Below are 13,090 nucleotides of genomic sequence, written 5' to 3' on the forward strand. Positions count from 1 at the left end.
AGTTTGGCTAAGGTGTTGATAGGTCATGGCTACTTTGACTTGCAGGTCTAGAAGCTTTGGATACTAAAACATCCTTAGCCTCCTTAACTAGTTGTTCAAAGTTGCACTTCGTAGTTGAATCCACCAATTAATATTGGGGGCAAAATTAATGGAATAATATTTAAACTTACAAGTGAGATAAAAAAGCATGACCATAACCCTTTCTAATGACGAGCAATCCCCGCATATTTTAGTTTTAGGAATGGGCGGTACGATTGCTGGATTGGCTCCAAGTCCAGAATCTAATCCATTGTTTTATCAAGCTGGTCAGGTTAATGTGGGGGACCTTTTGACTAATATTGAGAAGGCGCTACCTGAGGGTTTAAAGATAGTTTCTAGGCAGGTTGCTAACATCAACAGCAGTAATCTCAGTGAGGCGTTGCTGACTCAATTGGGTGACTTGGTAAGAAGCTCTCTAGCAAATACAGCATTAATTGGCATAGTTGTTACCCACGGGACTGACACCATAGAGGAGACGAGTCTATTTCTGCACGCTACTTGTGGCAAGTATGCTGGCAAGCTTAGTAAGCGAATAGTGCTCACGGGTGCCATGCTGCCCTCAAACGCACCCGGTGCCGATGGGCCATCAAACCTCATTAATGCCATTCGATGGGTAAGTAAACCAGTTGACCAATGTCCTGGGGGTGTATTTGCAGTTTTTGCTGGCAATGTCTGTATGGCTCGAGATTTAGCTAAACGACATAGTAGTGAACTAAATGCACCTTTGCGTGATTCCCCATGCAGCCCCTTGGACTCCATTAGCCAATCATGGCTGGATGGCGTAAAGGCTATACAAGCAGTTCCTGGTGACGACTTACCTATTCCCCGCGAACAAGCATGGCCTTGGGTAGAGATTCTTACTAGTCATGTAGGTGCTCGTTCCGAAACTATTCAAAATTGTTTAAGCCCTGGTGTGGAAGGGTTGGTGATTTCTGGAACTGGCCAAGGCGGATTTAGTAATGTATGGAAAGAACCCTTAGATAAGGCCATTGCTGATGGGATTGCATTGGTTCGATCTACTCGAGCGGGGGCCGGGATCGTTCGCCCTGATCTTCCTGAAAAAGATACTGTAGGCTGCATGGCCTCTGGAAGTCTATCCGCCCCCAAAGCAAGAATTGCTCTCCAGTTGGCAATAAATGCAGCAAAAGAAAAAGTAGTAAACACTAAAAATCTTCAATGGCAAGATTTTTTTGTCATGCAAACATTGCAGACTAAATCATCTAGCTAAGATGCTTAATGAACTTTTGCGCAGATGATGGCAGGTTTGCAAATGATCTGGCATAGATAAAAAGCTCTCGGCTTGCCCAGGAATCAATTATTTTTAAGGACGAGATCTTTTTCATATCTCCCATTTGAATTAATACACCTTTAGGTATCACCCCAATACCTAGTCCAGCCTCAACCATTCTACATAAAGCGCTGAGACTTTCAACTCTCAATCGTTGTTTTGCTGGTAGCCCATGAATCTCTGCATGATCATTCATTAGTTGTTGGATTGTGCTGCTCCCTCGTAAACCTATATGTTCATAGGGGAGAGCGTCGAGATAATGAATCCGCTTCAACTTTGCTAATGGATGATTTTTAGGGGCAATCAACACCAACTCTTCTTTTCTAAATGGAATACTTTCTAATCCTTTGGTGCTTTCATTTGCATTACATATCCCAAAGTCTGCTTGGTTAGTTTGTACTGCATTGATCACCTCAAGTGTTGTTGCTTGAGATAAATCAATAGATATTTCAGGAAATTTTGCTACAAATCCAGCGATTTCATCTGCTAGATATTGTTCAACAGCTGACGCACTAGCGTATACATGGACATGGCCAACAATACCAGATGAAAATTCATCCATATCAGCCCTTAAATCTTCGAGCTCACGAAGGATTGACCTAGCGTGCCGCAATAGGCTTACACCAGCAGGGGTTGGGTGAACCCCTCTTGAGTGGCGTGTAAAGATTGGAATCTGTATTAGATTTTCTAGCTCTTGGATACGCTTGCTAATGGTCGAAATGGCTAAGTTAGCTCCTTTAGAAGCTGCGCCAATGCTACCAGTTTGGCAAATGAGGGCAAATAGCTCTAAGGTGCTCAGGTCGAGTTTTCGGACAAACTGACGAGATTTGCTGGTAATGATCATTCCAAATATTACCTTAATAACTAGCGTTCGAAAAATAGAAACTCTTAGTTTTAGAAAATTCGCTACTAAATTAATTGAATCATAACTAGAGTGGATAGCTTGTTAAAAAGCAGGGTATCCCAATGAAGAACATAGGAAGTAAGGCGGTAATTCAGGCTCTACTTGAGATTGATTCCGTATGCGTGGCAGAGCTACAGCCTTTTTTCTATACCTCGGGCTGGGCAAGCCCTATTTATTTAGATACTAAAGGTCTATTTTCGGATATTGCGCGCCGTTCGATTGTATTAAATGCAGCAACCAATCTATTAAAAGATTTTGTTCAGAAAAAGAGAATTGATGCAATTGTCGGCATAGAGGGATCTGGGGTTCCATTTGCTGCGTGGCTAGCGGATAGGCTTGATATGCCTTTTTTATACTTAAGGAAGAGGCCAATTGGTTGGGGCATTAAGGCTCAAATTGAGGGGAATATCTCTACAAATGCAAGAGTGTTGGTTATTGATGATGTAACCACCGATGCGAAATCAAAAGTTGATGCTTGTATAGCACTTAGAAACCATGGAGCATTGATTGAGGATATATTTGTCTTAGTTAATTTTGACATATACCCCCAAAGCGAATCATTGCTATCGGATGCTAATTTAGAAATCCATTCCCTTGTAACTTGGCGCGAGTTGTTTGCTCAATTATCACTTGAGGAAAAGTTGCCAATAAAAAAGATAAAGCTAATCGAGGATTTCAATAAAGACCCCATTACATGGTCATCAAGCCATGGAGGGGTTGGAAAATGTTAAATCAGAAAAAATTGGCTTTAGAGATATTTGAAGAAGTGAGAAATCAGACAAAAGATTCAGTAATTGGGGTTACAAGGGAAAGTTTTGGGGTTGGGGAAGAGCAGGCTCTGAAAACATTGGAGATGTACGCAAAGAAATTAAATCTTGAATTTGATAGGGACGATTACCAAAACTTATGGATTTGGCGTAAGGATGAAGTCAGTGACTTACCCCCAATAATTATCGGCTCGCACATTGATTCAGTTCCTCAAGGCGGTAACTATGATGGTCTAGCTGGCATTGTCGCAGGAATACTTATTTTGCATTCTTTGGATAAGAGAAATCTAAAAACAAAAAACCCAATAAAGGTTTTAGCCTTAAGGGGTGAAGAGAGCGCCTGGTATGGAAAGGCATATATAGGGTCATCAGCCTTGCTTGGGGTGCTAGCCGAGATAGATTTAGAGAATAAGCATCGCTCAGAAGATAAAAGTTTAGGTCAAGCTTTAAAGCAAGTTGGCGCAAATATTGATGCAATCCGCGCTAAAAAACCTTTACTCTTGCCTTCGGAAATCAAGGCTTATTTGGAACTACACATAGAGCAGGGCCCTGTAATGGTCGCCAGAAATTGGCCGGTTGCAGTAGTTACTGGTATTCGGGGAAATATGCGGCATAACAAAATCCAATGCATAGGTGAGACTGGGCACTCTGGTGCGGTCCCGCGCTGGTTAAGAAAAGATGCGTTGCTAGCAGTAACGGAGTTATTAACTCGCTTAGATGAACATTGGCGTGTACTTTTGCAGATGGGGATGGATTTGGTGATGACAGTAGGAGTGTGCTCTACACCGACGCAATCTCATGCAGTTTCTGTAATCCCTGGGCAAGTTGATTTTAGTTTTGAGGTACGCAGTCAAGACAATGAAACGCTTTCTCAATTCTATAATTTGATGCGTCAAGAATGTGAGGCAATTGAAAAATCTAGAGGGGTGCAATTTCAATTTGATCGAAAAATTGTAACTGGTGCCGCCCAAATGGATGATAAATTGATTGGGGTACTAGTAGATACTGCACAAAAAGATAGCTTATTGCTTGAAAAAATCCCCAGTGGCGCCGGCCATGATGCTACTATCTTCTCCAATAATGGTATTCCGTCAGGAATGATTTTTATCCGAAATAACAACGGATCACATAATCCCCAGGAGGAAATGGATATTGAAGACTTTATGATTGGCACCAATTTAATGCTAGACGGAATTTTAGAATATTCAAATCAGTTAAATTAGATCTGTAGGGTGAAGATACAGATCTAAATATCATCATTTAATGGAAAATGCTTTGCAAAATATTAATATAACCAGTCAAAAACCAATTGTTCAAATCGCAGGCTTATATAAGTCCTTTGGTGATAACCAGGTTCTTAAAGGGATAGATTTGAATATCCAAGCTGGAGAGGTGATTGCAATCATTGGTAAAAGTGGTTCAGGAAAAAGCACTCTATTGAGGTGTATTAATGGATTGGAATCATTTGATTCTGGAACACTGACAGTAGATCAATGTCCGTTGCTGTATCAAAATGCTGGCGCAATGCGTAAATTGCGTCAACATGTTGGGATGATTTTTCAAAGCTTCAACTTATTCCCACACCTTACGATTGGGCGGAATATTATGCTTGCGCCAGGCCTAGTTAAAAATATTTCGAAAGAAGATGGGCGTTTGCAAGCGCAAAAACTTTTGGAACGTGTAGGTTTAATTGGCATGTTTGATGCATTTCCTGATCAACTGTCAGGCGGTCAACAGCAGCGCGTTGCTATTGCACGTGCTTTAGCTATGAATCCGTCAGTTTTATTATGCGATGAAATAACTTCAGCGCTAGATCCTGAGTTAGTTGGCGAAGTATTGCTTGTTGTTGAGAGTTTGGCTCAAGAGGGAATGACTTTACTAATGGTGACTCACGAAATGAGTTTTGCCCGTCGCGTAAGTGATAGGGTCGTCTTTATGCACCAAGGTCGCGTTCATGAAATTGGCGAACCTACTGAACTGTTTGGCAACCCCCAAACTCCTGAACTAAAGCAGTTTTTATCTTCCCTAACCGACTAAAGCGGATGAGTATTTGAAAACTTTAGCCATCAATATATTAAAAATTGAACCCTAGCAATATCAATTACGGAGATTGAAATGAAATTTTATAACCTTATTAAGTTTTTTTTAACAGTAACCGCAGCGTGCTTAATCGGGGCATCTCTGACTGCCAGAGCTGACACTCTTGCTAATATTCAAAAGTCTGGAGTTATCCGAATTGCTATCCCTCAAGACTTTCCACCATTTGGATCGGTTGGACCGGATCTAAAGCCTAGGGGGTATGACATTGATATGGCTAATCTCATTGGTAAAGCAATGGGGGTTAAGGTAGACCTTATTTCTGTTACGGGAACCAATAGGATCCCTTATTTGACAACTGATAAGGTGGATTTAGTCATTTCCAGTATGGGCAAAAATCCTGAACGTGAAAAAGTCATTGATTTTTCAACTTCATACGCCCCGTTTTATAGTGCAGTTTTTGGTCCAGCTGATATGCCCGTCAAATCAGAGTCTGATTTAGCCGGCAAGACATTGGGAATACTCCGCGGGTCAATAGAGGATTTGGCACTATCAAAAACACTTCCTAGCACTACTACGGTAATACGCTTTGATGATAATAATTCCGTAATTTCATCGTATTTAACTGGACAAGTCCAGCTTGTGGCTATTGGGAACTCAACAGCAGCGGCGCTTAATGAGCGCACGAAGTTACGCCGACTCGACAGTAAGTTCGTAATCAAAGACTCCCCTTGCTATGTTGGCGTCAATAAGGGTGAGCCTGCTTTGCTAGCTAAAGTAAACGAGATTATTAACCAGGCTAAGAAGGACGGGTCATTGAACGATATTTCTAAGCGCTGGTTGCAAGCCCCTCTGCCTAAAAATTTCTAATTTCTAATTTATAAATTAATCTATGGCATATCAATTTGATTACTCGGCTATTGCTGATTACAAAGAAATTTTATTTTCTGGAATAGCTAAAACTATTGTATTGACCTTTATTGGTACTACTTTAGGATTGGCTTTGGGGATCTTTGGTGGGCTTTGTCGTGCTTGGTCTATTAGGCCGTTCAATTATTTCTTTACTGTTTATGTGGAGGGTATAAGAAATACACCCTTTTTAATTCAGCTATTTTTTATTTTTTTCGGCCTACCATCCCCTTGGGATTGCGCTAACGGGGTGGCAGGCATCTATTTTGGCAATGGTTATTAACTTGGGAGCTTATTGCACGGAAATTATCCGGGCAGGCATTCAAGCAACTAATAAAGGTCAGATTGAGGCGGCAGTTTCCTTAGCAATGACCAGAATGCAAATATTTTGGCGAGTTGTTCTTCCTCCTGCTTTGATTAAGGTTTGGCCGTCAATCTGTAGTCAAGTAATTATTGTGATGCTAGGGTCATCTTTATGCTCTCAAATTGGCACAGAAGAATTGACCTATGCAGCAAACTTCATTCAATCAAGAAACTTTAGAGCCTTTGAAACATATTTTGTGGTGGCCGGTATTTATTTTTTATTGGCACTATTAGTGCGGCAGTTAATGATGTATATCGGATATAAGTGGATAGCGGGTCGTAAATTATGAATGATATTTTTCTCTCCGATATTGTTATCAATTTATCCTATGGGCTTTTATGGACAATTGGACTTTCAATGGTTGCCTTTTTATTAGGGGGTATAGTCGGACTGACATTACTATTTTGTCGAATCTCAAAAAATAGTTACCTGCGAAATTTAACTAAAGCCTATATTGAGGTATTTCAAGGCACCCCTTTACTACTTCAGCTATTCATTATTTTCTTTGGGACAGGCCTACTAGGAATAGAAATTCCACCATGGGCTGCAGCCACCCTTGGACTAACTTTGTTTACAAGTGCATTTTTAGCTGAGATCTGGCGCGGTTCAGTAGAATCAGTTTCAAAAGGGCAGTGGGAGGCTTCTGCTAGCCTGGCCTTGAGTCACTATGAGCAGATGCGTTATATTATTCTGCCTCAAGCTTTCCGTATATCCATTCCACCAACAGTTGGATTCTCCGTTCAAGTCGTCAAAGCAACGGCAGTTACGTCAATTATTGGTTTTGTTGAATTGACAAAAACAGGGTCAATGCTTGCTAATGCAACATTTAAACCATTTTTAATATTTGGTCTTGTTGCTCTAGGCTACTTTATTTTATGTTTTCCACTCTCTTTATTTTCACGCCGTTTAGAAAGAGCAATGCATATTTCCTAAGGGCATATGTTGTTTCGGATTTAAAAATATACAGTTTGATTATTAGGAATTATTAAAAGTGAAATTTAGACTCGAACATGATTTATTGGGCGACGCACAGGTACCGGAAGATGCGTACTGGGGTATTCATACCCTTCGGGCGATTGAAAACTACCCAATCACGGGAAAAACGATTGGATCGTATCCGGATTTAATTAGGTCTCTCGCACTGGTCAAGGAGGCGGCGGCACTTGCAAATAGAGATCTAGGGCTACTTGATATCCAGAAGGCTAATGCCATCATTGCTGCTTGTCATGAAGTGGAGCAGGGAAAATTAAATCATCAGTTCGTAGTTGATGTCATTCAAGGTGGGGCAGGTACTTCTACGAATATGAACGTAAACGAGGTTATTGCTAACCGTGCCTTAGAAATAATGGGCCACTCTAAAGGGGATTATGCAAAACTTCATCCCATTAATGATGTGAATATGTCACAAAGCACCAATGATGTATACCCCACATCATTGCGTCTGGCAACGTGCCTAGCCATTCCACATTTGCTTTCTTCCATGGCGTCATTGCGAATAGCCTTTGCCGAAAAATCTGAAGAATTTAAAGATATTCTTAAGATTGGCCGTACACAATTACAAGATGCTGTACCGATGACTCTAGGGCAGGAATTTTTAACCTATGCCGTAATGATGAAAGAGGATGAAGAGCGCCTTGCTGAGGCCATTTCGCTGATTAGGGAAATTAACTTGGGTGCAACTGCAATTGGTACAGGTATTAATACCCATATTGATTATTCAAAATATGCAATTGAGCATCTGCGGGCTATATCAGCCATAGAATTAGTGGGTTCTCCAAATTTAATTGAGGCTACCCAAGATTGCGGTGCCTTTGTCCAGTTATCAGGTGTATTAAAGCGAATTGCAGTAAAGCTTTCGAAAATTTGCAATGATTTACGTTTACTTTCTAGCGGCCCTCAGGCGGGATTTAATGAAATTCACTTGCCTGCCCGTGCCGCTGGATCTTCAATTATGCCCGGCAAAGTAAACCCGGTAATTCCTGAGGTAGTGAATCAAATTGCCTTTGAGGTTATTGGTAATGATGTCACTATTACTATGGCTGCTGAAGGGGGTCAATTGCAACTCAATGCCTTTGAGCCAATCATTGCCCATAGCCTTTTCAAAAGTATTGAGCATTTATCTACAGGCTGCCTGACGCTAAACGTAAATTGTGTTCAAGGTATAACGGCAAATCGTGAGCTCCTTGCCGAAAGAGTCCGCACTTCAGCTGGATTGGCGACCGCGCTAAATCCATACATTGGATATGAAAACGCAACCCTAATTGCTCAAAGAGCGCTTCAAGAAAATCGCTCAGTCATTGAGCTTGTATTGGAAATGGGGCTGATGGATCAAGATATGCTTAAGAAGGTTCTGAGCCCGGCTGTATTAACTAGCCCTGGTATACAAAGCCTTTCTTGATGGGTCTTTTGAATTTAAGTGAATTAATTTCTCAATGCGGGGTTAAATATGAATTTTATTGAAATTGCTACTGAATTTAAAAATGGGTCTTCTGGAACTGATGTATTTAAGAAGTTTTCCAAGGATGTGTTCAGTCTGTTGGAGACTGAGGGGGAAAATGGTGGCATGTATTTTGTAGTTGCTACGGCTGCAAAAAATTACTATCTAAATTTCGAAGACCAAGCGGTTGGCGAGGAATTTACAATTGAGTCGAAAAATATCATTACTGACTTTAATGACCGTATTATCTTTGCATTGACCTCAAGTCCTGAAATAAAACTTAAGGTCACTAGTGAATTAGCTTCAAATTATCACTGGCATACGGATAAATTCTAGTTTTTATAATTTCTATCTGGAGTTGAGGATTAGCTTGTAAGATCTAATATGTTTAATAATTCATTAGTTAGCCATGTCTGAATTTTCCATCCTACAGTCTCAGTCTTTCGAGCTTCCTCCATGGGCTAAGCAGTCTATTAACTTGGCAGATCCTCGTTTAGGGGCTAAGGCCATTGATAGCTCGGATGATTTTTTTGCTCCCAAAGAGCGAATGCTCAATCCTGATCCAGCAATATTTGCTATTGGTAAATATGATGAACATGGCAAGTGGATGGATGGTTGGGAATCAAGGCGTCGACGTATTCCTGGTAACGATTGGTGTGTTATCCAATTGGCTGTTCCAGGAAAAATTCAAGGCGTTCATATTGATACCAGTTTTTTTACAGGAAATTTTCCAACATCAGCCTCGCTTGATGGATGTTTAGTGGGTAGCGATCCCAACCAGCCTGAAAGTTGGATTAGTTTATTGGATCAGCAAGCCTTACAGGGCGACTCCCATCAGTTTTTTCAAATCCCCGAAAGCAAGGATCACCTGGAGATTGCATATCTGCGTTTAAACATTTTTCCAGATGGCGGCATTGCAAGGTTACAGGTATTTGGTAAGCCTGCAGGTTTAAATATCACCGATGAAAATGGCTTGCTGGAGTTAACTTCTGCGCTAAATGGGGCGTATGGCGTTGCTTGGAATGATGCGCATTTTGGCGTGGTATCAAATATACTGCTCCCTGGTAGGGGGATCAATATGGGTGAAGGCTGGGAAACTAGAAGACGTCGTGATCCTGGCAATGATTGGTGTGTGATTGCTTTGGCTACTTGTGCAAGGCCAATACGTTGTGAGCTAGATACGGCTCACTTCAAGGGCAACTATCCGGATAGATTTTCTCTCCAAGGCGCTAATCTGCATGGAAAAAATTTATCTGTAGTTGATCAATCTGAGCAATGGGAGTTTTTACTCCCCGAACAAAAATTGAGTATGGACCATCAACATTTTTATCAAAATGAACTGCTCAATACTGGTCCAATTAGCCATGTGAGATTAAATCTTTATCCTGACGGCGGCGTGTCACGTTTGCGCCTATGGGGGAAGATTGACCAAAAATGATGGATGCCACGATTGAAGCTCAAGTCATTAACACCAATGCCTTTGCTCCATATGGGGAGCTGATAGATTGTGATGGTGCCATTACCTATGAATGCAATCAAGGTAGGGCAATTCGCTATCACGATCTACTCAAAAATATAGATGTAAGTGACAAGTCAGGAAAAGTTGGTTTGAGTATTTATAAAAGCACTCCATGTTTGATTCCGTTTGAAGTAGAAGTAATGGAATGCCATCCATTAGGAACCCAGGCTTTTATCCCAATAACAATAGATCCTCAATCTCGATATCTAGTTGCAGTTGCGCCTGCTGGAGATCTTAATCCCGCCTTAATTACTGCCTTCATCGTTAAGGGTCAAATTGGCATCAATTACAAAAAAGGTGTGTGGCATTTGCCCATTGTTGCATTAGATAGGGCTATGGATTTTTTGGCAATTGATCGTATAGGCCCAGAGAAGAATTGCGACGAGGTGAAATTTTCCCCTGGCGAGCTGCTGATTACCTAGAGCCAGAGTCAAGTCCCGATCGACTCATCAATGACTACTTCGGGTCGTTTTGAGCCAGCCATCGGTAAGTGGGGTGATGGCTGCTTTGTGATTAACAACAGTCCATCGCGGCCCTTACGCTGTTGTGTCGGTTTAACCGACAGTAAATAATTCAGGTCGCCCAAACGCAAATCTGAAAACATAATTACAAGTGTCTTGTTAAGTGACGCTTGTAATGAATAATTTATCGCTCTTATTTTGCACCACTACCACCGAGCCTGAGCCTCTAAAGCTCCTTGATGGCGCCGTCACCCTCTATAAAAGACCCCATAGTCACCAATGGCAATGCCGTTTTAAGTTATCTACTGGCGCTTGGCATTCCGCAAGTACCGGCTCAGATCAGGTGGCCGAAGCCACAACCCAAGCCATTGCTATCTATGAAACAGTCAAGGTCAAGCTAGCCAGCGATCTAGCCATTAAGACCCGTACCTTTCGGCAATTAGCCACGCAAGAATTAGCCGCAGCTGCCAGGGTAGTTCAAGCCAATCCCAATAAACGTACTCATGTTGATTACATACACATCTACACCAAGTACCTGATCCCATTCTTTGGCGATTGTCAGATCAATGACATCACCCAAGAGCTAGTAGATGACTATGTGGCTTGGCGCATATCCCAGATGGGTAAGAATCCCAAGACTTATACCCAAAGACGCCATGCTGGCCTATATAAGCGAGTAATTGAAAGGTCTAGAGAGCAGGGCCTAATCCATCGAAATCGAACCATTCCATTATTAGAGGTAGTTGCTGATAGGGCAGAGATCAGGCCAGCATTTAATCAACAGGAGGTCGACTACTTGCTGGAATACATGCGGGATTGGGAGCGTTTTGGCCGCAATCAACGCAGTAATCATATGCGTAGACTTTGCAGGGTCTATGTGGAGTTTTTGCTGGGTACAGGCATAAGGCAGGGCACAGAGAGTATGCCAATTCGCTGGAAAGCCTTGCAATGGCACTGGATTGGTGAGCAGCGTTACTTAAGAATCTGGGTATCAGGCAAAACGGGGCCTAGATACCTAATAGCAAGGCATTTTGTGATTGAGGCACTAGAGCGTTTAATTGCCTGGCAGGCATTGCCATATAAGAATCTAGAAGCAGTGATTGAAGCCAAGTTAGATCGCAAGGTCTTTGTATTTCCAGAAGGAGATGCTCCGCATAGTCTAGATGGTGTGTTTGAGCGGCTCATGGTTGAATCTAACTTATTAAAGGATGCGACAGGTAAGAATAGAACCTTGTATAGCCTGCGACATACCTACGCTACATTTAGATTGGCAGATGGTATTGATATACATACTCTTGCAAAGCAGATGGGAACCAGCGTGGGGATGATTGAGCACCACTATAGCAAATTGACACCAATGCTTAGTGCAGAAAGATTGGCAGGGTAGAGATGGGTGAGGGGATGACCATTTGGTGTCGGTTTTACCCGACGCTACAACCTACGCCCTATTTGCTGGCAGGTCTTAATGAAGGGTTTAATTTTCTGGAAGCACCCCTTAAAATACCGTAATATAGATAAAACAGCCCTTATGAAAAATAATCAAACTACCTTAAACCGAAAAGACATTGTTGACAATGCCTTGGGTTCTTTGCGGGTAGAGGGTATGAAGCCTAGCAATGAGTTGATGAAAGATTTTGATGCCTTTATTGGTGGATCAAAAACAATCGATCAAATCATTGCAGAGACTAAAGAACGCTATGTCGCGCTACGACGCGGATAGTGTCTATTGCTATCCGGGTTCTCCGGTATTGCAAAACAAATTGGGCTTTAGGGATCAAAATGAGCTTGAGGCGTTTGAGTCTGATATGACTGCTTCGCGTTTAGTGGCTTTAGATTTAGAGCCAATTCAAGGTAATTTTGATTTAGCGCATTTACAAGCAATTCACTATGCTCTTTTTCAAGATGTCTATGATTGGGCTGGAAAGATTCGGACTGTAGATATAAGCCGTGAAAATAGCCGTTTTGCAAATATCCGCATGATTAATTCAGCCGCTAAAACTTTATTCAGTAATTTAGCTAAAGAGCATTTATTCCAAAATCAAGATATCAAGCAAGTTGCACAGAAGTTAGCCCACTATCTTTCTGAGATTAATGTCTTGCATCCATTTCGGGATGGCAATGGACGGGTGCAGCGAGTGTTTATTGCTCAGTTAGCTAGCGAGGCTGGGTTTAGGCTCAATTATTCCGATCTAAACCAGTCCCAAATGTATCAAGCAATGGAGTTAGCCTTTTTTGGTGACGAGAAGGCGCTAGCGCAACTCATTCTAGATAAGCTCAGCAGCCAATAAGCAGTTTCACACCGTTACTTAAAGTAACGCTTAGGCTGAAAAGTGCTTGATTTGTGGTGATTTGACATTACCAGCGT

General features: G+C 41.7%; 15 protein-coding genes and 1 pseudogene. 14 read left to right on the forward strand and 2 right to left on the reverse strand.

Features of this window, described 5'->3' with window-relative positions; genetic code table 11:
* The first annotated feature begins 187 nt into the window (after positions 1-187).
* A complete protein-coding gene (locus ICN47_RS12170; RefSeq protein WP_216220192.1) occupies positions 188-1,267 on the forward strand; it encodes an asparaginase in 1,080 nt (359 codons plus the stop codon).
* Here the strand turns inward: ICN47_RS12170 and ICN47_RS12175 are convergent.
* Positions 1,260-2,171 carry a LysR substrate-binding domain-containing protein gene (locus ICN47_RS12175; RefSeq protein WP_216220193.1) on the reverse strand — a complete coding sequence of 304 codons (912 nt, stop codon included), beginning with the start codon at positions 2,169-2,171 and terminating at the stop codon, positions 1,260-1,262. The two genes, ICN47_RS12170 and ICN47_RS12175, sit on opposite strands and share 8 nt — an antisense overlap.
* Positions 2,172-2,293: 122 nt before the next feature.
* On the opposite strand from ICN47_RS12175, the gene ICN47_RS12180 reads away from it, so the two are divergent.
* The 10 genes and pseudogenes from ICN47_RS12180 (at position 2,294) to ICN47_RS12225 (ending at position 10,686) form a co-directional block, all read left to right on the forward strand.
* Positions 2,294-2,962, forward strand: a complete 669-nt coding sequence (locus tag ICN47_RS12180) for an orotate phosphoribosyltransferase (RefSeq protein ID WP_216220194.1) — start codon at positions 2,294-2,296, stop codon at positions 2,960-2,962.
* Positions 2,956-4,221, forward strand: a complete 1,266-nt coding sequence (locus ICN47_RS12185; RefSeq protein WP_216220195.1) for a hydantoinase/carbamoylase family amidase — start codon at positions 2,956-2,958, stop codon at positions 4,219-4,221. The genes ICN47_RS12180 and ICN47_RS12185 overlap by 7 nt, the downstream gene beginning before the upstream one ends.
* 40 nt (positions 4,222-4,261) lie before the next feature.
* Positions 4,262-5,035 carry an amino acid ABC transporter ATP-binding protein gene (locus ICN47_RS12190; RefSeq protein ID WP_216220196.1) on the forward strand — a complete coding sequence of 258 codons (774 nt, stop codon included), beginning with the start codon at positions 4,262-4,264 and terminating at the stop codon, positions 5,033-5,035.
* A gap of 78 nt (positions 5,036-5,113) precedes the next feature.
* A complete protein-coding gene (locus ICN47_RS12195; RefSeq protein ID WP_216220197.1) occupies positions 5,114-5,905 on the forward strand; it encodes a transporter substrate-binding domain-containing protein in 792 nt (263 codons plus the stop codon).
* Positions 5,906-5,927: 22 nt separating this feature from the next.
* Positions 5,928-6,597: pseudogene (locus tag ICN47_RS12200) on the forward strand (amino acid ABC transporter permease).
* Entirely contained in the window at positions 6,594-7,241 is a 648-nt protein-coding gene (locus ICN47_RS12205) for an amino acid ABC transporter permease (protein WP_216220198.1), read from the forward strand. Before ICN47_RS12200 ends, ICN47_RS12205 begins: the two are co-directional and overlap by 4 nt.
* A 58-nt stretch (positions 7,242-7,299) precedes the next feature.
* On the forward strand, positions 7,300-8,706 hold the full coding sequence (locus ICN47_RS12210; RefSeq protein ID WP_216220199.1) for an aspartate ammonia-lyase: 1,407 nt from the start codon (positions 7,300-7,302) through the stop codon (positions 8,704-8,706).
* 48 nt (positions 8,707-8,754) lie between these two features.
* On the forward strand, positions 8,755-9,081 hold the full coding sequence (locus ICN47_RS12215; RefSeq protein WP_216220200.1) for a hypothetical protein: 327 nt from the start codon (positions 8,755-8,757) through the stop codon (positions 9,079-9,081).
* A gap of 73 nt (positions 9,082-9,154) precedes the next feature.
* Positions 9,155-10,183: an allantoicase gene (gene alc, locus ICN47_RS12220; RefSeq protein ID WP_216220201.1), complete on the forward strand. Its 1,029-nt coding sequence runs from the start codon at positions 9,155-9,157 to the stop codon at positions 10,181-10,183.
* Complete coding sequence (locus tag ICN47_RS12225) at positions 10,180-10,686, forward strand: ureidoglycolate lyase (RefSeq protein WP_255539018.1); 507 nt, start codon at positions 10,180-10,182, stop codon at positions 10,684-10,686. The genes alc and ICN47_RS12225 overlap by 4 nt, the downstream gene beginning before the upstream one ends.
* A gap of 8 nt (positions 10,687-10,694) precedes the next feature.
* Here ICN47_RS12225 and ICN47_RS12230 read toward each other — a convergent pair whose 3' ends face one another.
* The gene (locus tag ICN47_RS12230; RefSeq protein ID WP_216220202.1) at positions 10,695-10,868 is read right to left on the reverse strand and encodes a hypothetical protein; all 174 of its coding nucleotides are present in this window, start codon (positions 10,866-10,868) and stop codon (positions 10,695-10,697) included.
* Positions 10,869-10,900: 32 nt separating this feature from the next.
* Here ICN47_RS12230 and ICN47_RS12235 point away from each other — a divergent pair, with 32 nt between their 5' ends.
* The 3 genes from ICN47_RS12235 (at position 10,901) to ICN47_RS12245 (ending at position 13,013) form a co-directional block, all read left to right on the forward strand.
* Complete coding sequence (locus ICN47_RS12235; protein WP_216220203.1) at positions 10,901-12,112, forward strand: integrase; 1,212 nt, start codon at positions 10,901-10,903, stop codon at positions 12,110-12,112.
* 141 nt (positions 12,113-12,253) lie between these two features.
* On the forward strand, positions 12,254-12,445 hold the full coding sequence (locus tag ICN47_RS12240) for an antitoxin VbhA family protein (protein WP_215301999.1): 192 nt from the start codon (positions 12,254-12,256) through the stop codon (positions 12,443-12,445).
* On the forward strand, positions 12,423-13,013 hold the full coding sequence (locus ICN47_RS12245) for a Fic family protein (protein WP_216220204.1): 591 nt from the start codon (positions 12,423-12,425) through the stop codon (positions 13,011-13,013). The genes ICN47_RS12240 and ICN47_RS12245 overlap by 23 nt, the downstream gene beginning before the upstream one ends.
* Positions 13,014-13,090 lie beyond the last annotated feature (77 nt).

The sequence above is a fragment of the Polynucleobacter sp. AP-Latsch-80-C2 genome, assembly GCF_018882185.1.
Taxonomy (GTDB): Bacteria; Pseudomonadota; Gammaproteobacteria; order Burkholderiales; family Burkholderiaceae; genus Polynucleobacter.